Source organism: Bacillus sp. RB3, assembly GCF_030164735.1.
GTDB lineage: Bacteria > Bacillota > Bacilli > Bacillales > Bacillaceae_G > Bacillus_A > Bacillus_A cereus.
Map to the genome: position 1 here is coordinate 150,920 of NZ_JASNGE010000002.1, position 22,260 is coordinate 173,179.

Below are 22,260 nucleotides of genomic sequence, written 5' to 3' on the forward strand. Positions count from 1 at the left end.
TATTTATGAAGTAAAAAAACAAGAGCCGTCCTTAATCAATTGGACAGCTCTTGTTTTTGTAAAATTTTAATAACTATTTCCAATTCTATATTCTGCATTAAACAATAAAAATTATCACGAGATTGTTTATTATCTATAAGACATTCAATTGTTTGAAGAATATGTCCCTTCACAAATAAAGTACCTTTGTCTATTACAATTTCTTTTGAATGCGAATTTGCTCTCTCTGTTCTCTTTGATAACAATAATTTACTTTCAGTTAAAATTACATCTTGTGAAATGTTTTGAAAACCTATAATCCTATTCTTAAAATCTATCACTTCTTGTAAGCTAATTTCTGTTTTATATCTACCCAATTCAATTGGTAATTCACCTGTTATATAGTTCTCAAATTCTATTTCTTTTTTCTTTACTATGCTATTGTGTATAGGAACCCACGATGATTCTACTTTATTTATTCTTGGAATATCACTCGTATTTTTTTTTATATCCAATTCGAAAAGAATTCTATTTTCAAAAATCTTAGAAGAAACCATTTTACAATAGGGCTCTTCATAATAATAATTTGAGGTAGTTATTAATTGTGTCTCTAATTCACAGAATTCATTATTAGTATTGTTATTTTCAAATAGAAACACTTCTTGCCTTCTTTCACTTAAAATAGGATTCGTCAAAAAATTTGTTACTTCTGACACAACAGAAAAAGGTATTTTTACCACCATAGCATTCACTCTATTACTTTGCCTCATTTCAGAAAATACTTTCTCTTTTACTTTCTCTTTTACTTTTTTTTGTTTTTTCTTTGAAACTAATTGCTCATTTAAATTTTTAATGTTATAAATTTTATGCCCCATATTATTACCAGACCATGGCTTATTCATCAGTAAAACACATCCCATCCGATGAATTTATAACTAAATCCATTTCAGTTATATACACTCATTGTTAATATTATGTATGTTTTATCAAAACAAAAAAGACATTATCTTCTATAAAGAAGATAATGTCTTTTTCTGTTTATTAAACAATACCAGCTCGTACTTGTTGTACTTGCAACACTTTTAGTGTAAGATCTAACACAATTTTTTCACGTAAAGCATCAAATGTTGCTTCTAACGCTGTAGGACATGGAGAAAAATCTAATTCATAAAAATTAGCACTGATTATTTCAACAGTAGGTTGCTCGTTATAAACTACATGATTTTCGAAGAAGTATTTATCCAAACGAGGTAAATCGCCATCCTTTGGATTAATAAAATGAGAGGCTGTATCTGAAGAAGCTGCAATTAAAGGTAAAGTGAAAAAATCACCTTCTGTTAAATCTGCAAATCCAGAAAAAGGAACATTAGCAATACGATCATATAAAGCTGCATTACATTCACCAGATGCATATTCAATATTTTTACGAATATAACCTGATACAAATAATTTTGCTCTTGTAACACGACGATAAGGCGTACCTTCTACTGGAGTAAATGCTACAGGAACTAATTTACCTTGTGTTAAAAATACATTTTTTAAAACACGTTTAATTTCAGATGCTGGTGGATCTAATGGAACATCTGCTTCTACAACAATTTGAAGTGTTCTCTCCGCTAAAACTACTGGAACTTTTATTATAGGATTTACTGTAACAATAGGTTCTGCTGGTGCATTAGATAAAGGTGTTTGTGTTTGACTGACAACTGGACACGGAGCAATAATTGGACACGGTTCATTTGACATTTGATAATTTTCCCCCTTAAATTAAATCTGAATTTTATACGTTCGCAATTATATTATGTATTTTTTATAGTAATGAGTGGGTTTTTATGGTAGTCTTTTTTATCATTCTGTTTTTTGAATATGGATTCAAATGGTAGCATGTATGTTTTCTCCTATTAATATGATGTATAAAATGAAGCCTCATGAAACGAAAAGGTATTTTTAGAATGAAAAAAATAGAAAAATAATAGTACTTCATTTCTTCATACATACCAAATACAAAGAAAAGAAACTGGAAGAGTTAGCAGCTAAGTATGATGTATTTGTAAGGGTGTATGTAATTTTTTAATAATAAACTTTATAAATCTTACATTTGAGAGTGTGACAAGAAAGTAAAAGTGAACTTAATGAAAGTCTAAAGGGGTATATATGGGAATGGCGAATAATAATATATATTTCTGGATTTTTTAAAGAAAAATAGGATGGAGGATGTAATATGATTCAATTTCCGAAAGAAAATGCTGAGCAATTTTTCAGGTCATATAGTATTAGTGATTTTACGGTTAGTGAAGATGAAAGAAGATTACTTTTCAATACAAACTTAAATGGGCATTTTAATTTATGGTCGATAGATTTACCTAATTTATACCCTTATCCCTTAACATATTGTAATCAATCAAGTAATTTTATTAAAATAGATCCCGCGAATAGATTTATTTTAGCTGGATTTGATAAAGATGGAGATGAAAATTATCATATTTATGCATTGAAACCAGTGGGTGGAGAATTGCTTGAGTTGATTCCAGCAGGAGAGAAAGATTATTATGTGCATTTAACAGAGGATGGGGAAAGACTATACTATGTCACAAGTAAAGATAACCCAAGGTTCTTAAACTCTCGTTGTTATAATATACGTACAAAAGAAGATACTCTCCTGTTTACCGGCACAGAGACACCTACATATGTGAAGGCAGTGAGCCCGAATGAAACAAATTACATTGTTTTAATGTCATATAGTAATACATATAATGTAGGATATGTGAAAAGTGGAGAAGAATTCACTTGTATAGTACCTTCCAGCGAGCTAGAGCACACCATAGCATCCGTTTGTTATGTCGATGAAAATACAGTGATTTTTGTTACAAATTATGAAGAGGAGTTTTCCTATGTAGCTTCTTTTGATTTGAATGAAAAGAAATTCAAGCCAATTTTGCAAAATAGAAAGTGAAGACATATCTGATATAAAATGGCACCCAGGATCAGCAACTTGTTACATCGTTACTGCCAAAGGTGTTACCGATAAATTATATAGATTTGAATGGGGTAAGCAAGAACTAACTTTATTAGATACTTCAGTAGATACAATCAAACAAATTCATGTCGCTAAGTCTGGAAACTTATACTTATTGGGTGAGAGTGCGACGAAAACAGCGAATATCTACTGTAAGGAGTCTAATAGTACCGAATGGATAACTCTGACTAGAAACCATGTAGTTGGGCTTTCAGAAGATTCTCTTGTGGAGCCTGATGTGATTACGTATTCTTCGTTTGATGGGCTAATTATAGAAGCACTGTTATTCCAAGCTAAAAAAGGAGTGCAAAATGGATATACTATATTCTGGCCTCATGGTGGTCCACAAAGTGCTGAGACGAAAAAGTTCAGGGCAATGTTTCAATATTTATTAGGGCAAGGTTATACTATTTTCGCTCCAAACTTTAGAGGTAGTACAAGGTATGGTTCAACATTTACGAAAATGATTGAAGGTGATTGGGGAGAAGCCCCTCGATTAGATTGTGTAGCAGGAATAGAATGGCTATTTAAACAGGGTATTTCAACTCCTAATAAATTATTCGTTGTAGGCGGTAGTTATGGAGGGTATATGACTTTATTACTCTACGGGCGTCATTCAGAGTATTTCCGTGCAGCCGTAGATATTTTTGGCCCTAGTGATTTATTTAGTTTTATAGAATCTATGCCTGAGAATTGGAAGCCACTTGCAGTTAATTTAATTGGTGATGTTAAGAAAGACAAAGATAAGCTTAGAAAAGATTCGCCAATCACATATTTACATCAAATGAAAAAACCGCTTCTTATCATACAAGGGGCAAATGACCCTCGAGTTGTAAAGTCGGAGTCGGATCAAATTTTTCGAGCGCTGCAAGAAAAAGAAGTGGATGTAGAGTACCTAGTACTAGACGATGAAGGACATGGATTTTCAAAAAAAGAAAATGAAATATATGTATATCGTCGCATAACAGAATTTTTAGCAAAGCATAAGTGAAATAAATGGCACCTTGGAGGATATGGTTATCAACTATAGTAGAGGTTGTTTCTTTTTTCTAAAGGGCAAGTGTAGGTAAAAGGAAGAGCCCTAAAATCGCGCCAGAATAGGAATGTATAAAAAGATGCATAGAATTATAGGGAAAGAAAAAGGCCAATTTCTGGTGAGAATAAGATTCCACCTTTTCCCTTGCTACCGATAATGAGACGTTATGTCAACCTAACATGTATAGGATATACACTGTTCCTTATTCAACTAAATAGCAGGTTAGTTGAAGTTTATTTTGGTTAATATAGGAATTTTTAGATGCCCGCTAGAATATAAAAAATATAGATTGTATTATAGGAGGTATATAATGAAACAAAACATTTATGATAATCCGTTTTTCTTTAAAAATTATAAGTCATTACGTGAAAATGGATTTACCTTTAATGATTTTGTTGAACAGCCAGCAATTAAATCTATAATTGCTAATCTTACAGATAAGTCTGTATTAGATTTGGGATGTGGAACTGGTCATTTTTCTATGTACTGTGTAGAAAATGGTGCCTCGAAAGTTATAGGAGTGGACATCTCAAGAAACATGATTGAACAAGCTGAAATGTATAACAAAAACGAAAAAATAGATTATATGTGTGTACCAATAGAAGAACTTAATTTGCCAAATCAAAAATTCGACTTAATAACAAGTTCTTTAGTTATACATTACATAGAAGATTACTCACATCTAATTAAGAAAATAAGAGATCTGTTAAAAAATGATGGTGAATTTATCTTTTCAACAGAACATCCAATAGTAACAGCTCGAAAGGAAATGAATAATTGGTTTAAGGATAATAATGGAAACAGATTGCATTGGGCATTAGATAATTACCAGGAAGAAGGAAAAAGGGAGGAACATTGGTGGATAGATGGTGTTGTTAAATATCACAGAACAATTTCAACATTAATTAATACTCTTATAGACAACGGTTTTGTAATTGAGAAAATTATTGAGCCAGAGTCAACTCCAACAGGATTAGAAAAAATGCCAGAATTAATAAATGAAAAACGGAGACCATCTTCTATTATCATTAAATCAAGAAAATATTGAGATTAAACCCTCGTTGATTAACTTCCGCTTTCGAATGTTATGTCATCAACGCTTATAATAAAATGCAGAAAAGTAAAAATTTCGTTTTGGGGTACTATAAATTTTTGGCTTGATGGGCATGGGGTAGTACCAACAAAACACTAACATTACAGCCTAAGAAAAATTTGAAAAAGAAAAAATTTCTGTACGTTAAGGAAGTGACTATTATAAATTGTTTCTTTAATTGATGATTTGCATCATAATGGCAGTGAGTGTGATGTGTAATAGAAGAGATACAATGAAGGTTTTTAACAGAAGAGTATAAAAAGTAATAACATGTTTTAAAACGAATTGCTTAACACTTGAAGTTTATCCTAGGTAGTATTTTGGAAAATATGTTATTTATGGTTTAACATTGACTTCCACTGTACCTTGAAAAGGAGGTAGCTTCAACAGGAGAGGATATTTGCAAACAAAAAGCACCCACTTTAGGGTGCTTTTGCAACTTATAGATAACATATTTATCATGTCTCTAATTTCTAATACATCGTGTAATTTGAAATTAGGATAATTTAATTAGATTAATTGATGCCGCAAGTTTTCTACCATCACAAGTATCTATAACTTCATCTAATACATTTCTCAGTTGAACAGTAGCATTGGCTGGGATAAATACAATAGATCCACCAGAAACAGTGGCACAAACATTACGATCGGCTTCATAATCAGAAACTCCAAATCGCGTTTGATTGTTGGGAACTTCCACCCCGTTTATGAATAGTCCCAAATCCCTGTCACCACCAGGAGTATTGGGACTATAATTCACGCTTACATAGTAATCAATATAGTATGCCCCAGCTTGAGTAACGTGGATAGTCACTCCATCAGAGTCAAGATTTACTCCACCAGATGTCTGCCCTGTAGCATTCCAAGGCATGGGTTGGTTCATGACCAATGTGACAAAGTTAGTCTGATAAAAATTTCCGAAAGCCGGTGAAAATACACTCGGTGCCCCCTCGATAACAACCTTTTGTACACAAGTTTTACATTCTTTATAACACCTACAGTTACAATGTCTATGTCCACACTTCTTACAACGTTCAGACAAAAAAACATCTCCCATCTTATCAATTAGCTAATAGTTAATAGCTATTACTAAGATATTAATTTTTTACTAATGCGAAACGGATACTTGTCCTAAGAGGTTGGATTTATTTATCAAAAGCCTAATATATAATTAATAGAAGAAATATAAAAAAGTGCTAACAAGTTTGCAAACAAACTTGCTAACACTTATACAAAATAGACATAAATTATCGCTGATATGTCGTCTTTGAAACTAGCTTTAATCAGTTAAATCACACTAATACGAAATGCTCATAAAAATAGTCTTAATATCAAGAATATAATCATCCAGATATTCCTTTACTTTTAAGACGGAAACGAGGCATGATATTGATTTCTACCTCAGAGTTTGCGTCAAATAATAAAAAAATACGGTTTGTAAAACTAAAAATACAACAAGCTACAACCGGTATGAAATGGATTAAAATATTTAGAAATTTAAAAGATGATTTTCAAATAGGGGGAGAGGTGGATTTAGACCATATTCTCCAATATCCGAAAGATTATATTGTAGGGGAAAATAAAAGGGTGTTATTTCCATACAATGAGAGAATTTATAAAGTTCAAGGTACTAAAATAGAACCGGGTATAAAAGTAAAGGAAAGAGAGTATTTATTTAAAGAATTTCAGCGTAAATTCTCTTATTTCACAATACTTCCAGAATGTAAAAAGATAGCAACAAATAACAAAAATGAATTATTTCCTTTATTTGCACCAAAAGGATTAGAGACATTAACATTAGAAGTTTGGTCTGAAAATATAGTGCTGGAAATAGAACAAGCATTACTTGAGAGTCAAATTGTTTTGACTAAAGTTGGTGAAAATTCTTATGTATTGAATACAGATTTTCCAGTGTTATTAAAGATTGTGAGATACAATATTGAAAAGGTGTTACAAAATCCATATAAAATGCAATATTGCCAAAAATATAAAACAAATCTTGTAGATGATGTTACGAAAGCTGTCTATGCTACCGCGGGCGAGCGCAGTTATGCGACATTAGCATTAATCGCATTGAAAAATTGTGATGGACGAGAAAAAATTGATCCAAAACAAATCATTAGAGAGGGATTTGCACGAGCAAACCGTATTTCAACATTTATTAATTTATTTATAGGCCAAAGTGTATCGCGTAAAACAATTGTAAATAGTGTTTTTAGTTTATTAGAGCAAAAAGGATTTTTGAAACGTAGTTGGAATAAGATAAATTTACCTTGTATATATGTTAATTTATCAATTGAACGAATATCGAAATTTGATTTCTTACCTATTCTTTCAAAAATAAAAGGAAAAGAAATTTTATACAAATTATATGGGAATACAGAATGGCAAACGATTGATTACGTATTATTAAATATAAATAAACATAATGCATTTTTACCACAACCATCAAAGAGAAATGATATGGGAGCTCTTTTTAAACAATATGTTTCCGAAACATTAATGGAAATTGTAAAATATGCAAAAGAACAAAATGAACAAGTTTACTTCATTGTAGATGCAAATTTGAGAAGGTATTGGATAAAAAAGTTACAAAATAAAGAAATTAATACAGATATTTTACCTGATATTGTTCCAGAGGTGTTAAAGGTTCCAAATTTAAATATTATTAGAATAAATACAGGTTTTGATGTACCAAGTTACGGTGTAATAGAATGTGATGATGCTCTAGATAGCATTGGCTTATATGCAGATCAAAAAGGGATGTATTATAGCACTGGTGAATATTCACTTAATTGTAGTGGGATTTTTCAGCGATATATACTTGAAATTCTACCATTAGGTGTAAAACCTGTAGAAAGGGATTATATCGCTAAAATGATACATTACATGTGCTGTAATTCTAGTATGCTTTCGAAAAAGAATGTACACATGACATATTCCATGCATATGGAAAAGGTAATAAAGAGTTATATTACTGACATAGATGCAAGAGAGTTTAAAGAATTTGATGATGAATTGGATGTAGATGTAATAAAAGTAGAAAAGAAAGATTCAATTATTCTACTTTAAATACTAGTAAACAAATCCTGCTCGTTATATCGATCAGGATTTGTCATTTTTTCATGTAAATAAGGATATCCTTTGTCAAGTATCTTTTCGTTTACATATTTACTTTATGTGCAGACAGGATTAATATGTTTTTTAGAAATACAAAAACTATTTCATATGGAAAAACGATTTTTATTAATTGAAAAAATTTGAAAGGAATGGGGAATTGTGAAGAAATTAGATGTGCTCTTAATGCTACTGAGCGGCCTCTTTCCAATTGCAGGACTTACAAAGCAAATCCCTCTAGAACAATCTATATATATTGGAGGACTTTTATTTTTTACTAGTTTCGGTAGTTATTTTGCTAAAAAGATGTATTCACGTATATGCAGTTGGATAGCGTATGCGCCATTTATAACATTACTGTTAGTTATTTGGCATCAAGATATTTCAACAAGCTCAATCATAGCAAATGCGAAAATTGCTGCATGTGTCGCGTTAATTCCATGTTTATTCCGTTTTCGTACATATGGACTTACTTTGGGCTTATTCTCATTATGGGCCGCTTTACTATGGGATATAAAAGAAGTACAGTCGTTAGTCATACTTGAACGCATAACGAGTTTAATGACAAGCCATTATGTATATATATTACTATTAATTGGAGGACTTGTAATAGGAGGATTACTTGCGATGTTCATTCACCGCAAAGAGAAAGATAATAATAAAGAAAATATAAATCTACTTGGACCAAAAAAGAAACGCAAAAGATTATCATTTAAGATTCGTCTTCCAAGATTACCGAAATTAAGGATGAAACTATTTAAGTTTGGTGGGAAAGAATCTAAAAGTAAAATGCCAGAAAAAATCCATGAATATAAGTACGAAGAACCAGCTGCAACATATGAAATGACAGAGAAAATAGATCCATACAAAGAAAATGCAGTTCAAGGTCAAACAAGGATGGAACGCCGAAGAAATAGGTATAATGCATAATGAAGTTTAATAACCCCGTAATGACTTATCTTAATATTGATAAATCATTACGGTTTTTTTATGTAATGAAATGAAGGTTGCTATTGCGGAGGGGAATAGCATATTTTATAGATAGGAACTAAAATAAGGGGAGGATAAAATGCTTATCATTACATATATATCTGCTTGCATATTATTCTTAGTTAGCTTTTTACATGTATATTGGGCTTTCGGAGGTAATTGGGGGACAAATAGTGTTATTCCAACTAAATCAGGGGAAAAGGCGTTTACACCTCGCGCCGGAATGACATTGTTCATTGCATTATTATTAAGTATGGCAGCAATAATTTTGTTGCAACAAGCAAATATTGTTCATTTTGCAGTTCCTAATGTTATTATTCAAGTCGGTTCCTGGATTTGTATGATTGTCTTTTCTATTAGAGTGATTGGTGAGTTTAACTATTTTGGTATCTTTAAACGACAAAAAGATACGCACTTTGCAAGAATGGATACCGGTTTATATATTCCACTTTGTGCATTTTTATCTTTATCTTTCTTATTAGCAATAATTTTGTGAGTGAATAATAGTAGTTTCTTTTCTCAACATATATGTAAACGTGAGAAATCTAAGAGTAAATAAAAAGGATGTAAGCGCCTTCTTGTCGAAATGTAAATTATTATGAAAGGCGGTGACACTATGAAGTATGTAAAAGTTAGTATGAATGGTGGAAGTGAACATAAATTCTCAATGACTTTAGATCGGTTTAAAGAACTTATTACTACAGAGAATGGGATATTAGAAAATAAATTAGTATGTATTGAAAATGTAATGATTAATCCTACTAATATATCTTCTGTAGTTGAAAAAATTGGTGTACCGGCTAAGTTTATGGAAGCTTAAAATGTTAGATAAAAAACATCCATTAGGGATGTTTTTTAATTTATAAATATGATAATCGTACAGTAAATATTTGAGTAGATTTTATAGCAATGACTATGCATATATTAAGTACCTGAACATGGTTCTTAATACATGCACGAAATAATAAGTACAAGCATATATTATATAGTAGGACAAGATCTTCGTGTCCTACTTAATACTCAGAAAAAACCTCTAATCACATAAGAGCATCCAATTGCAGGGTGCTCTTATTTTTTATGAAAATCTACTACGAGTCTTATTTTATAGTAGGATGCAATAATAAAGGGCTATTTTGAAATAGTGTTCTTTAGCCTTTAATGTTAAATTTATCTTTAACGTTAATAAATATTAAAAATAATATGATAGCAGAAATTAAGTTAGATAAGTAGAAATTTTGATGAAACAGTAGTTCGAAGATGACATAGAAAGTAACGAATAAGGCAATAGCAGGTAGTATGCAAATAAATATAAATCTCCAATTTTTTAAGTAATGTTTATAATTAGTAAGTACTTTCTCCATAAATATAGCTCCTATATTTTTGTTTTTATATAATTATACATTTAGATACAAAGATTTTCAAAGTAAAATATTTAGCAATTCAAAAATATAAGGAGAGCTTTTGTTGAAAATCCAGATTGCTGTAGTAATCTGGATTTGACTTTAAAGAACTATACTAAAATGATACACTATAATCTACGTTATTTTTGAAATGAATAGAGGGATTTGTGTGATAGATAAAATTAAAAATGCTGTAGAGGATATGTACGAAGATGAGGCTAAAGATTTACTTCAAAGTATTCTCATACAGTTAAACTTATTAGAAGAAAACTACAGTGAAGATACAATTAAAAATTTGATGGATATTCCGAAACAATTAACGAGTAATCCTACTTATAAAAGGAATGTAAAAGAAAGTACGCACGTACATATTGCTTTTGATGATTCAACGGCTGGTTGCTTAAAATATATGTTAAGTCAAGAAGAATTATTTGAAGAGAGTGTTGTTGCTTTTTCGGAATTCTTTTCAATTGGACCGATATATAGGTTGCATACGAATGAGGGGCAACTAGTAAGACAGAAGTGGTTAATAAATAACTTAACTGCTTATGATAGTTATTTTGAAGAAGAATATTTATCAAGATTTATAGCAACTATAGAAGAACTACATACTATTCCTGTTGAAATGCCTATTACAATTTGGAAGGCTGATAATGCACATGAACATGTAGGCCTAAGTTTTGTAATGGCACAATTAAAGGATAAGAAAAATATTCGAGTTATTAATACGTCTGAAGCAAGTAGAGAAATATTAAAACAAGAGTATGATATTCGTGGAACGGGAGAATTACCACCTGAAAGTTTAGCTCTATTCCAAAAAAGTTTTATAAAGCTACCTTATTTAACTGAAGAGAAGCGCATGAAGTTTGAAAATGAGTGGGATAGATTATCGGAAAGCATAGAATGTTTAAGAGTTTGGAAAGAAAATGAAGTGCATTCTGTACAGGAAGATTATTTTGATCAATTTATAATTGAATGCGCGAAAAGTGTGGGTGCTGATCGAGAGTTCCTTAAAGCTCCTAGAGTAATTGGTGAAGCACTTGGTCTTGTTGAACAGTTAGTTGGAGATACTTTCTTAGAATATCGCTTGAAACAATTAATTAAACAAGAAGTATTTGAATTTGAAGGTTCGATAGATGAAATGCGTTTTTATAGTGTGAAGTTAAGGAAATAATAAACACATTCTATTTTTGAAAGGCTCGTATTTTTAATAATACGAGCTTTTTAAGTTGAATTTGGGCTATACATAAGCTTCCCAGAGAGGGCATATCACATATGAATGGTAAAGGTAATGAATGAAAAGAAGGTGATTTGTTAATATGTATAACCAACAAAATTATCCATATGATCAAGCGATGTATTATAATCCACATGACTACGGGTATGAACCTACAAATGAAGTGAGAGATATTGAACAAGAAGATTACAGACCAGATGATGCAGAAGATGCTCCAACGTCACCACCTCCGTCACAAGCGCCGTCGTTACCGTCTACATTTGCTTCTCCAGCACAACCAGGTAATATGAAATCATGGATGTGTAACTGTCTAGGAAGATGGGGCTATTTACGCTTACATCGTCCTGGTCCTTTCGGAAGAGATTTATGGTTCTTCCCGACTGAAGTGAGAAGAAATGGAGTGTCAGGTTACACGTGGCAAGGTGGTCGTCGTCGTAAAGTAAGTTATCGCTATCAACAAATTAGTAATTTTATGTGCTTCGCATAAAGAGAAGTGGGAGAGTGAAACGATTTTACTCTCTCACTTTTTTATTTTTCAATATACGAAGTAAGATTTTGATTAAAAATTTACAATTTTCACGTTTTTATTAGAGTATAATGCATATGTTGGGTTGATTTTCAAAAACAAATGAGAGTGAGGGAATACAATGTCAATGAAAAACAAAGTTGGGTTAAGCATAGAGGATGGCATTAATTTAGCTTCAGCTCAGTTTAAAGAAGATGCGTATGAAATTTATAAAGAATCGCGAAAAAAACAACCTATATTATTTGTAAACCAAGTTGAAATCGGTAAAGAATGGCTCATTACTAGATATGAAGATGCTCTGCCACTTTTAAAAGATAATCGTTTAAAAAAAGATTGGACAAATGTGTTTTCTCAAGATATAAAGAACATGTATCTTTCCGTTGATAATAGTGACCACTTAACAACACATATGCTAAATTCAGATCCACCTAACCACAGTCGTTTACGATCTTTAGTTCAAAAAGCTTTTACACCGAAGATGATTGCACAATTAGACAAAAGAATTGAGAAAATAGCAGATGATTTGATAAGTGATATAGAGCGAAAAGGTACATTAAATCTTGTGGATGATTATTCATTTCCATTACCGATTATTGTAATAAGTGAGATGCTCGGTATTCCAAAAGAAGATCAAGCGAAATTTAGAATTTGGTCTCATGCTGTTATTGCATCACCAGAAACACCTGAAGAAATAAAAGAGACCGAAAAACAACTATCTGAGTTTATTACATATCTTCAATATTTAGTTGATATTAAACGAAAAGAGCCAAAAGAAGACTTAGTGAGTGCTTTAATACTTGCAGAGAGTGAAGGGCATAAACTTAGCGCTCGGGAACTATATTCAATGATAATGCTATTAATTGTAGCAGGACACGAGACGACAGTGAATTTAATTACAAATACGGTATTAGCACTTCTTGAAAATCCAAATCAATTACAGTTATTAAAAGATAATCCAAAACTAATTGATTCGGCTATTGAGGAAGGATTGCGTTATTATTCTCCAGTTGAGGTTACAACTGCAAGATGGGCAGCGGAACCTTTTCAAATTCACGACCGAACAATCGAAAAAGGAGATATGGTTGTCATTGCCTTAGCTTCTGCAAATCGTGATGAAACTGTATTTGAAAACCCAGAAGTATTCGATATTACTCGGGAAAATAATCGTCATATTGCCTTTGGTCATGGTAGCCATTTCTGTTTAGGCGCTCCACTTGCGAGGTTAGAAGCAAAGATTGCTATTACTACTTTGTTTAATCGAATGCCTGAACTACAAATAAAAGGGAATCGTGAAGAAATTAAATGGCAAGGTAACTATTTAATGCGTTCTTTAGAGGAATTGCCTTTAACTTTCTAGAATAGTTAAAAGGAGACATGCATACATCGAAAATGATTTACATAGAGTATGTATGTGTTATTTAAATTCGAAACGGAAGGGTGAAAACATCCCAATGATCAACTAATTCTATTTGTAAGAGATCTTCGTTAAAAAACGAAATATTCTTCTGAATAGGGTTAGTCTGTACATTTATAGAAAAGGGATGTATTTCGCTCTGCGAATATATAGTCTTTTTATATGATTTGTGCTGCCTCCTGTTCAGAACATGAAATAGGAGGCTTTTTTATGTCGACAAATGTAGTAACGAAACAAAACAATGGGGTATCACAAGTATTAAAAAATCGGTTTGTTCAAGGGATTTTAGCATCAGCATTATTTTTACAAATAGGAATATGGGTTCGAAACTTTGCGGTATTACTATATGTAATGGAAATGACAAAAGGTGATGCTTTTGCTATTTCGATGATTTCAGTTGCTGAATTCGCTCCAATTTTTATTTTTTCATTTATTGGCGGTACTTTTGCTGATAGGTGGAAGCCAAAGAAGACAATGATATGGTGTGAAACGTTAAGTTCCATTTCAGTATTCGTTGTATTAATTACGCTTATGTTTGGAACGTGGAAAATTGTGTTTTTTGTGACACTCATCTCTGCAATCCTTTCACAGTTTTCACAACCATCTGGAATGAAGTTGTTTAAACAACATTTATCAACGGAACAAATTCAATTAGCAATGTCTATATATCAAACGATATTTGCAATATTTATGGTATTAGGACCAATACTAGGGACATTTATCTTTCATAGTTTTGGAATTTATATTTCAATCATCATAACAGGTATTTCGTTTTTACTTGCGGCAGTTGTATTGTTATTCCTTCCGAAAGATCTTGAAAACGACGTAGAAAAGAAGGATATCACTCTGTTGCAGGAGATGAAGGATGGTATTAAGTATGTCAAAAAGAAAAAAGCATTAACTTTGCTAGGGCTTTGTTTTATGGCTGCAGGACTAGGTATAGGATTAATTCAGCCATTAGGTATATTTATTGTGACTGAGCAGTTAGGATTATCAAAAGAGAGTTTACAGTGGCTACTAACAGTAAATGGTGCGGGAATGATTGTTGGCGGAGCATTAGCAATGGTATTTGCGAAAAACGTTGCTCCGCAAAAGATGTTAATTATCGGTATGCTTGGTCAAGCAATTGGTATTGGCATTATAGGATATTCTACAAATTTATGGGTGACACTTACAGCGCAGCTTTTTAGTGGTTTAGCTCTTCCTTGTATCCAAATTGGTATTAATACGCTTATTATTCAAAATAGCGATACCGATTTTATAGGTCGTGTAAATGGTATTTTAAGTCCGCTTTTTACCGGTTCAATGGTAGTAACGATGAGTATAGCTGGCTCATTAAAAGAGATGTTTTCATTAAGTATGATGTATGAAGGGACGGCTTTACTTTTTATAATTGGATTATTGTTTATTTTACCTATATACAATTTAAAGCCAGTAATAGCGGTAGAAAGTGAAATAAGTGGTAAAGGAAGTGCTATACAAAATGAATCCTAATCCAAATGTTAAATACCCTATTGAAGGCAATCAAAACGTTCAATTTATAAAAAATATAATAACAAAACCTAATATACTTGTTGGTGACTATTCTTATTATGATGCGAAAGATGGAGAAACATTTGAAGATCGAGTATTACATCATTATGAATTTCTTGGAGATCGCCTTACTATTGGAAAGTTTTGTTGTATTGCATCTGGAGTTAACTTTATTATGAACGGAGCCAATCATCGGATGGATGGATTTTCGGCATATCCATTTAATATATTTGGAAATGGGTGGGAGAAGTATACACCTAGTTTGTCTGATTTACCTTATAAAGGTGATACAGTTATAGGAAATGACGTTTGGATTGGTATGGATACAACAATTATGCCCGGAATAAAAATAGGGGATGGTGCAATCATTGCAGCTAAATCTGTTGTGACTAGAGACGTCGCACCATATACAATTGTTGGTGGAAACCCTGCAAATAAAATAAAAGAGAGATTTTCAAATGAAATAATTCAAGAATTATTGCAAATTCAATGGTGGCATTTTGATATTGAAAAAATAACTGGAAATATTGATGCTATTGTACGCGGAGATATTGAACCATTAAGAAAGCTAAAAAGGGAATGGAAAATGGATGACAAATAGTATCATACCTCCGAATTTTGTTAATGATAATAGAACAAGGAGGTGTGATACTATGGCACAAGACGTTTTATGTGAAGTAAACAACTGTAAATTTTGGGCGAACGGTAATAAATGTAGTGCAGAGGCAATTTACGTAGTAAGTCATAAAGGTAAACATGCATCTACAACGGAAGAAACAGATTGCAAAACATTTGATCCAGAAGTGTAAATTCTTTAAGGGTAGCCAAATCGTGGTTGCCCTTTTATTAATGATAGTATTGATAATAAATATCATTTTCATTCATTAATTTTAGCTTTTTTTGTTATTTTTTCATATTTTCTTCATAAGTGATGTAATCCAACTCAATTCATGTTCAATTCGTGATTTACTAAATTCAATGACTTCAGTAATAAAGGCTGAGGTAACCTCTAGAGACTGAATAGCGGTAAGTTGACTATGTAGTACGTTTTGACGTACAGTCAAAATCTCTTTTCTAGCTTCATATTCAAGTTTTTCAAATAGCGCGATACGAACAAGAAATTCTGCATTATTTGTCGCAAGTTTTTCGGGAAACTCTCGTAACATTTCAGAAAAAATTTCTTCTCCTGTTTCTGTTATATCGTACATATTTCGGTTTGGTTTTCCAACTTGTTTATGTATTTTTTTCGTTATAGCACCCATATTTTCAAAGCGCCGAAGGGCAGGGTAAAGCATGTTGTGATTTAATTCAAAATTCTCACCTAAACGATTTTGAACATTTTTTTTGATTTCATATCCATGTTTTGGTCCGGTCGTTAATTCTGCTAGTAGTAAAATATCAACGTACATAAAAATCCCCCTTATATATTTCTCAAGTTCTTTAATGAAAAATCCCCTTTAGTATATGTTAAAATAACATATGATAGTTTATACAACTTTGAACTGCCGACCTATCACTTTTATTGTAAAAGAAAAGGGAGGAAAGAACTATGGCTTCACCTGAAAATGTTATTTTAGTTCATGAAATTTCAAAGCTGAAAACAAAAGAAGAATTATGGAATCCATATGAATGGTATCGTTTGATGAGGGATAATCACCCAGTTCATTATGATGAAGAGCAGGATGTATGGAATGTTTTTTTATATGATGATGTAAATCGTGTTTTATCAGATTATCGCTTATTTTCAAGTAGAAGGGAGCGCAGACAATTCTCAATCCCTCCTTTAGAAACTAGAATAAATATAAACTCTACAGATCCACCAGAACATCGCAATGTACGTTCCATTGTTTCTAAGGCATTTACTCCAAGAAGTTTAGAACAGTGGAAACCTCGAATACAGGCTATCGCAGATGAACTTGTACAACATATCGAAAAATGTAGTGAAGTTAATATCGTTGAACAGTTTGCTGCACCTTTACCTGTTACCGTTATTTCTGATTTATTAGGAGTCCCAACAACAGATCGTAAAAAAATTAAAGAATGGTCTGATATTTTATTTATGCCGTATAGTAAAGAAAAGTTTAATGATCTGGATGCTGAGAAAGGGATAGCATTAAATGAATTCAAAGCATACCTTCTCCCGATTGTTCAGGAAAAGAGATATCATTTAACCGATGATATCATTTCTGATTTAATTCGAGCTGAATATGAAGACGAAAGATTAACCGATGAAGAAATTGTAACCTTTTCATTAGGTTTACTAGCAGCTGGGAATGAAACCACTACAAATTTAATTATTAATAGCTTTTATTGCTTTTTAGTAGATTCACCTGGAATTTATGAAGAGTTAAGAAAAGAACCTAACTTAATTTCAAAAGCGATTGAGGAAGTATTACGCTATCGCTTTCCTGTTACATTAGCCCGGAGGATTACAGAGGATACAAATATATTTGGTTCTTTAATGAAAAAGGATCAGATGATTGTTGCGTGGGTTAGTGCAGCGAATTTAGACGAGAAAAAATTTTCACAAGCCTCTCAATTTAATGTACATCGAACAGGAAATGAAAAGCATTTAACCTTTGGGAAAGGTCCTCACTTTTGCTTAGGAGCACCACTTGCACGTTTAGAGGCTGAGATTGCATTAACTACCTTTATAAATGCTTTTGAAAAAATAAAGCTATCTCCATCTTTCTGTTTAGAAAAATGTATATTGGAAAATGAACAAACATTAAAATACTTACCTATTCGATTGAAAGCTAAATAAAAATCTTAACAAGGTGCATACATTTGCATCTTGTTTTTTGTTTCTCAATTGTGAGTTTTCGGTAATCACCTTAATATGGAATTGTATAAAACGTAGAGGAGGATTCTTATGTTGACTTGTAATGGAAGTAAATCATTTCAAAAGTTTATTAAAGGTGTTACAGATCTTATGGAAAACGGTTTATTTGCAGAAGAAATAGTGTATGGCATTGAAAAGTTACTAGAAGAACTTTTAGAAAAGAAAACATGGCTTCCGTTAGATAAACAGAAGGCCAATTTGACTCAATATGCACGACATTTATTGTATGAAGATCCGCTCAAACGTTTTGAAGTACTAGCTCTCGTATGGAAAGATGGACAATCTACACCTTTACATGATCATGACGGCACATGGGGAGTAGAAGGCGTTTTTTCAGGAAGGATTATGGTGCAGAACTTTATACAAACGAAACAACTTGGAAATTCACTTGTTTATTTAACACATACAGGAAATCTTTATTTGGGAGAAGGAGAAACAGATAAAGTAATTCCACCAGCGGATTGTCATATTCTTGAAATTAGCAAAAATGAAAGCGTTATTACGATTCATGTCTATGGAAAACGGTTAGAAAAGTTTAAAGTATATATACCAACTGAAGAAAAAAATGTGTACATGTGTGAGACAAAATACATTAGTTATAATTCATAGTTTAAAATCCAAAGCTTTTTTAAAAAGAAAAGCTTTGGATTTTATTTTTAATTATTTCTTGACCTGAAACGCTTTTCATAAATTATAAATAAGAAGTACCTCACGAGGATTGTATGAAAACGATACCTAATAATTAATTAGAACTCGTGTATTTATAGAAAGTGGTGAAGAAATAATGAAATTAATCGCAATTGATTTAGATGGAACTCTTCTTTCGGGGAATAAAATGATAAGTAAAGAAAATGCAGAAGCAATTCGAACATGTCAAGAAGCTGGCCATGTTGTAGCAATTTGTACAGGACGTTCAATTGTTGACATTGAGCGATTATTGTTAGAAGTTGATTTAGAGTGTCCAATCATTGCGGAAAATGGTGCTCTTATATATAAAGATAAAAAAATGATGAAGAGATATCCAATTCAAAATATGCAGGCACTTGAAATTGTAGAATATCTTGAAGAGAATGGTTTATATTATCAGCTCTATACTGATAAAGGTGTGTATGTACCGGATTATGGAGTAGAGAGTGTACGTAATGAAATTGAGCATGTGAAGAATTCAAAAGAAAATTTCGACTTGAAAGAGTTAGAAACAATCGCAGCATTATATCTTGAGCATACAGCGTTTCATAGTGCGGAAAGTTGTAAACCAATTGTAGAAACAGATATACATGTGCATAAACTATTACCATTTTCTTATGAAATTGAGAAATTAAAAAAACTCAAAGAAACATTTCTTCATAATACAGATTTAGCAATTACATCTTCATATTGGCACAATTTAGAGATTAATCATCGAGATGCTCAAAAAGGGAATGGATTATATACTTTAGCAGAACATCTTAATATTCCAGTTGAAAACACTGTAGCGATAGGTGATGGGCTAAACGATGTTTCTATGATGGAAAAAGCGAACATATCAATTGCAATGGGGAATGCAGTAGAAGAAATAAAAGCAATGTGTAAATACGAAACGTTATCAAATGAAGAACATGGTGTGGCACATGCTTTATATAAATATGTAATGTAATTAAAAAAGAAAAAAGAATCCAAATGGATTCTTTTTTCTTTTTTATTAGGGGTAAGGTATTCTATGAGATTCATAGAAGCCTTATTACATTTTATTATATAGAATATATTGGAATAAATGTTTATATTTTTCATAAAAATTGTGAATATTTTATGAACTTTATACTTATTGCATGTTTATACCGCTATTAGTAACGTGTATGACTCTCAAGTGAAAATTCAGTGAATGTAAGGAGGAATTCAAGTTACTAGACAATAAGTGAGGAATCAACGAAATATATACTAATTAAAGGTATATTCAGTATATATATTCTTTTCTTATTTTAATTGAAAAATAAAATTTGTTCGAATAATTATTCTACAGCTATATACCTACACTAGCTTTCTTCGTATAATGGAGAAGTATGAATTTTAGATTTGTATTAATTTTACATATTGAGGTGAAAAAGGAATGAATTCGCGGCTAATGGAACTTATTGATGTGAGTACAATAGAAACCATGGCAGAACAATTTTATAAATTAACTAATATATCACATCAACTTCTTGATGCTGAAAAAGAATGTGTTTTTTCATTCGGAATGAATGAGATAAAAAAGAGTAAACTTCCAAAGATTGAAATCCCCATTTTCTTATACAATCAACATTTAGGATCTTTTGTTGTATGGTCCAAAAAAAGTGAAATTTTCAGTTGTCAAAAATACTTTGAAATGCTCTCAAGTTTAATTTTAGATGGCGCAATAAAAGTATTTCAAAGTAAAAGTACAACGTTGCTTTCTCGGAAAGAGGAGGAACTACATACGATTTTACAAAACATGCCTGTTATGGTCGATGCGCTTGATTATAATGGAGATTTTGTTTTGTGGAATCGAGAATGTGAAATTGTAACAGGTTATACCGCTGAAGAAATAATTGGAAATCCAAATGCACTGCAATTATTGTATCCTGATTATAATTATCGCCATCAAATACAAAAGAAATTTTTAACTTGTGGAAAAAATTTCAGAGATTGGGAAATGCACTTAACATGTAAAAATGGTGAAATCAAAACAATAATGTGGTCGAATATATCAGAACAGTTTCCTGTAACAGGATATAGTTATTGGGCTGTTGGTGTAGATATTACACATTTAAAAGCGATAGAAGAGCAGTTAAAACAACAAACATCTGAACTGGAATTAATTTTTAAAGCTTTACCAGATTTATGTTTCTTAACAGAAGATGATGGTACAATTATAGATTACAAGGCAGGATCTCCTACAAAGTTTTACGTACCCGCAGAAGCTTTTATGGGAAAAAAGTTTTACGAAGTATTACCATCTTCAGTAGCACAGCAGTTTCAGGAAGCCATTAATCAAGTGAAGGAAAAAGGAACGAATGTAATTGTAGAATATCCACTCACACTTAATGGAAGTATTGATTTCTTTGAGGCTAGGTGCTTACCATTATTACATGATAAAATTATGATTATTGTACGCGACATTACAGAGCGAAAAAAGACAGAAGAATTGCTAAATAAATCAGATACGCTTGCAGCAATTGGTCAATTAGCAGCTGGCGTGGCTCATGAAGTAAGAAATCCTTTAACTGTAATTAAAGGTTTTATACAGTTATTTCAAATTAATAAAGAAGATCAAGAAAAATATTTTGATCTTATGCTCTCTGAAATTGAAAGGATAGAAGCGATCCTGCAAGAATTTCTGGCAATTGCTAAAACAGATGAGATAAATACAGAAAAGAAAAATATTTATCAAATTTTTAAAAATGTCGTATCGTTAATGAATACAAAAGCAATTATGACAAATATTCAAGTTGAACTATTTACGGATGACAAAGATATAATTATTGAATGCTCAGAAAATCAATTGAAACAAGTATTTATTAATATTTTGCAAAATTCAATCGAAGCTATGCCAAATGGTGGGGAAATTTCAATTCACATAAAAGAAATAAATGATGATGGTGTCATCATTCATGTAATAGATGAAGGAATAGGAATACCTGAAGAAAGAATTAAGAGATTAGGTGAACCTTTTTATAGTACGAAAGAAAAAGGGACTGGTATTGGATTAATGTTAAGTTATAAAATTATTGAAAGTCATCAAGGGACAATTAGCATCATGAGCGAGGTTGGTGTCGGGACAACAGTAACTATTTACTTACCGAAAGTACTAAGTAAACAATCTCTTTCTAATTGTGACGATAAATGTATAGCAATACGCACTATTAGTAATTCTTAAATCAATTAATACCCAATAACAAAGCGATTAGTGAAAACTAAGCTTTTTGTTATTGGGTATTTTTTATATTTAATTTAGTAAACTTTACCTTTTCTTTACCTTTGTTTTAATTTCTATTAAGTTTTAAACATTATATTAATATTTGTACAAAGCAATGTATAGAAATTGTACATTACTTTTAATATAGAAATGTGATTATTATT

20 protein-coding genes and 2 pseudogenes are annotated in these 22,260 nt (G+C 31.6%); 17 read left to right on the forward strand and 5 right to left on the reverse strand.

Annotated features, from left to right (window positions below; translation table 11 throughout):
* Window positions 1–35: 35 nt before the first annotated feature.
* Both QO049_RS03650 and QO049_RS03655 read right to left on the reverse strand, forming a co-directional pair.
* Window positions 36–881 (reverse strand): DUF7852 domain-containing protein, encoded by an 846-nt coding sequence (locus QO049_RS03650; RefSeq protein ID WP_284489167.1) that lies wholly within the window; start codon window positions 879–881, stop codon window positions 36–38.
* A gap of 139 nt (window positions 882–1,020) precedes the next feature.
* On the reverse strand, window positions 1,021–1,725 hold the full coding sequence (locus QO049_RS03655) for a CsxC family protein (protein WP_135238834.1): 705 nt from the start codon (window positions 1,723–1,725) through the stop codon (window positions 1,021–1,023).
* A gap of 214 nt (window positions 1,726–1,939) precedes the next feature.
* Here QO049_RS03655 and QO049_RS30900 point away from each other — a divergent pair.
* The 3 genes and pseudogenes from QO049_RS30900 to QO049_RS03665 form a co-directional block, all read left to right on the forward strand.
* Window positions 1,940–2,053: pseudogene (locus tag QO049_RS30900) on the forward strand (replication-relaxation family protein); the annotation flags it as partial.
* Between the two features lie 147 nt (window positions 2,054–2,200).
* Window positions 2,201–3,986: pseudogene (locus QO049_RS03660) on the forward strand (S9 family peptidase).
* A gap of 355 nt (window positions 3,987–4,341) precedes the next feature.
* Window positions 4,342–5,079: a class I SAM-dependent methyltransferase gene (locus QO049_RS03665; RefSeq protein WP_000812398.1), complete on the forward strand. Its 738-nt coding sequence runs from the start codon at window positions 4,342–4,344 to the stop codon at window positions 5,077–5,079.
* A 541-nt stretch (window positions 5,080–5,620) separates the two neighbouring features.
* Here QO049_RS03665 and QO049_RS03670 read toward each other — a convergent pair.
* Window positions 5,621–6,166, reverse strand: a complete 546-nt coding sequence (locus QO049_RS03670; protein WP_246962978.1) for a hypothetical protein — start codon at window positions 6,164–6,166, stop codon at window positions 5,621–5,623.
* Window positions 6,167–6,513: 347 nt separating this feature from the next.
* Here QO049_RS03670 and QO049_RS03675 point away from each other — a divergent pair, with 347 nt between their 5' ends.
* The 4 genes from QO049_RS03675 (at window position 6,514) to QO049_RS03690 (ending at window position 10,051) form a co-directional block, all read left to right on the forward strand.
* Window positions 6,514–8,196: an RNaseH domain-containing protein gene (locus QO049_RS03675; protein WP_246962980.1), complete on the forward strand. Its 1,683-nt coding sequence runs from the start codon at window positions 6,514–6,516 to the stop codon at window positions 8,194–8,196.
* Between the two features lie 207 nt (window positions 8,197–8,403).
* Window positions 8,404–9,171, forward strand: coding sequence for a DUF3959 family protein (locus QO049_RS03680; RefSeq protein ID WP_246962982.1), 768 nt, complete (start codon window positions 8,404–8,406; stop codon window positions 9,169–9,171).
* A gap of 139 nt (window positions 9,172–9,310) precedes the next feature.
* Complete coding sequence (locus QO049_RS03685; RefSeq protein ID WP_000905571.1) at window positions 9,311–9,727, forward strand: DUF3995 domain-containing protein; 417 nt, start codon at window positions 9,311–9,313, stop codon at window positions 9,725–9,727.
* Window positions 9,728–9,847: 120 nt separating this feature from the next.
* A complete protein-coding gene (locus tag QO049_RS03690; protein ID WP_000878372.1) occupies window positions 9,848–10,051 on the forward strand; it encodes a hypothetical protein in 204 nt (67 codons plus the stop codon).
* A 328-nt stretch (window positions 10,052–10,379) separates the two neighbouring features.
* On the opposite strand, the gene QO049_RS03695 is transcribed toward QO049_RS03690, so the two are convergent.
* The gene (locus QO049_RS03695) at window positions 10,380–10,592 is read right to left on the reverse strand and encodes a hypothetical protein (RefSeq protein ID WP_000416828.1); all 213 of its coding nucleotides are present in this window, start codon (window positions 10,590–10,592) and stop codon (window positions 10,380–10,382) included.
* A 208-nt stretch (window positions 10,593–10,800) separates the two neighbouring features.
* On the opposite strand from QO049_RS03695, the gene QO049_RS03700 reads away from it, so the two are divergent.
* The 6 genes from QO049_RS03700 (at window position 10,801) to QO049_RS03725 (ending at window position 16,150) form a co-directional block, all read left to right on the forward strand.
* Complete coding sequence (locus QO049_RS03700) at window positions 10,801–11,805, forward strand: DUF1835 domain-containing protein (protein ID WP_284489168.1); 1,005 nt, start codon at window positions 10,801–10,803, stop codon at window positions 11,803–11,805.
* 145 nt (window positions 11,806–11,950) lie between these two features.
* Window positions 11,951–12,355: a hypothetical protein gene (locus QO049_RS03705; RefSeq protein WP_000282680.1), complete on the forward strand. Its 405-nt coding sequence runs from the start codon at window positions 11,951–11,953 to the stop codon at window positions 12,353–12,355.
* 160 nt (window positions 12,356–12,515) lie between these two features.
* Complete coding sequence (locus QO049_RS03710; protein ID WP_000062125.1) at window positions 12,516–13,751, forward strand: cytochrome P450 family protein; 1,236 nt, start codon at window positions 12,516–12,518, stop codon at window positions 13,749–13,751.
* Between the two features lie 267 nt (window positions 13,752–14,018).
* Window positions 14,019–15,302 carry an MFS transporter gene (locus tag QO049_RS03715; protein WP_098616589.1) on the forward strand — a complete coding sequence of 428 codons (1,284 nt, stop codon included), beginning with the start codon at window positions 14,019–14,021 and terminating at the stop codon, window positions 15,300–15,302.
* The gene (locus tag QO049_RS03720; RefSeq protein WP_048567664.1) at window positions 15,292–15,942 is read left to right on the forward strand and encodes a Vat family streptogramin A O-acetyltransferase; all 651 of its coding nucleotides are present in this window, start codon (window positions 15,292–15,294) and stop codon (window positions 15,940–15,942) included. The genes QO049_RS03715 and QO049_RS03720 overlap by 11 nt, the downstream gene beginning before the upstream one ends.
* A 52-nt stretch (window positions 15,943–15,994) precedes the next feature.
* Entirely contained in the window at window positions 15,995–16,150 is a 156-nt protein-coding gene (locus QO049_RS03725) for a DUF1540 domain-containing protein (protein ID WP_000046095.1), read from the forward strand.
* A 102-nt stretch (window positions 16,151–16,252) separates the two neighbouring features.
* Here the strand turns inward: QO049_RS03725 and QO049_RS03730 are convergent, their stop codons facing one another.
* Entirely contained in the window at window positions 16,253–16,750 is a 498-nt protein-coding gene (locus QO049_RS03730) for a PadR family transcriptional regulator (protein WP_000289122.1), read from the reverse strand.
* Between the two features lie 140 nt (window positions 16,751–16,890).
* On the opposite strand from QO049_RS03730, the gene QO049_RS03735 reads away from it, so the two are divergent.
* The 4 genes from QO049_RS03735 to QO049_RS03750 all read left to right on the forward strand — a co-directional run bounded on the left by QO049_RS03735 (window position 16,891) and on the right by QO049_RS03750 (window position 22,057).
* Window positions 16,891–18,105 carry a cytochrome P450 gene (locus QO049_RS03735; protein ID WP_246962986.1) on the forward strand — a complete coding sequence of 405 codons (1,215 nt, stop codon included), beginning with the start codon at window positions 16,891–16,893 and terminating at the stop codon, window positions 18,103–18,105.
* A gap of 108 nt (window positions 18,106–18,213) precedes the next feature.
* Window positions 18,214–18,792, forward strand: a complete 579-nt coding sequence (locus QO049_RS03740; RefSeq protein ID WP_088344671.1) for a cysteine dioxygenase family protein — start codon at window positions 18,214–18,216, stop codon at window positions 18,790–18,792.
* A 175-nt stretch (window positions 18,793–18,967) separates the two neighbouring features.
* Entirely contained in the window at window positions 18,968–19,819 is an 852-nt protein-coding gene (locus QO049_RS03745) for a Cof-type HAD-IIB family hydrolase (protein ID WP_000766385.1), read from the forward strand.
* Window positions 19,820–20,269: 450 nt separating this feature from the next.
* The gene (locus QO049_RS03750) at window positions 20,270–22,057 is read left to right on the forward strand and encodes a PAS domain-containing sensor histidine kinase (protein ID WP_141539901.1); all 1,788 of its coding nucleotides are present in this window, start codon (window positions 20,270–20,272) and stop codon (window positions 22,055–22,057) included.
* Window positions 22,058–22,260: the final 203 nt, after the last annotated feature.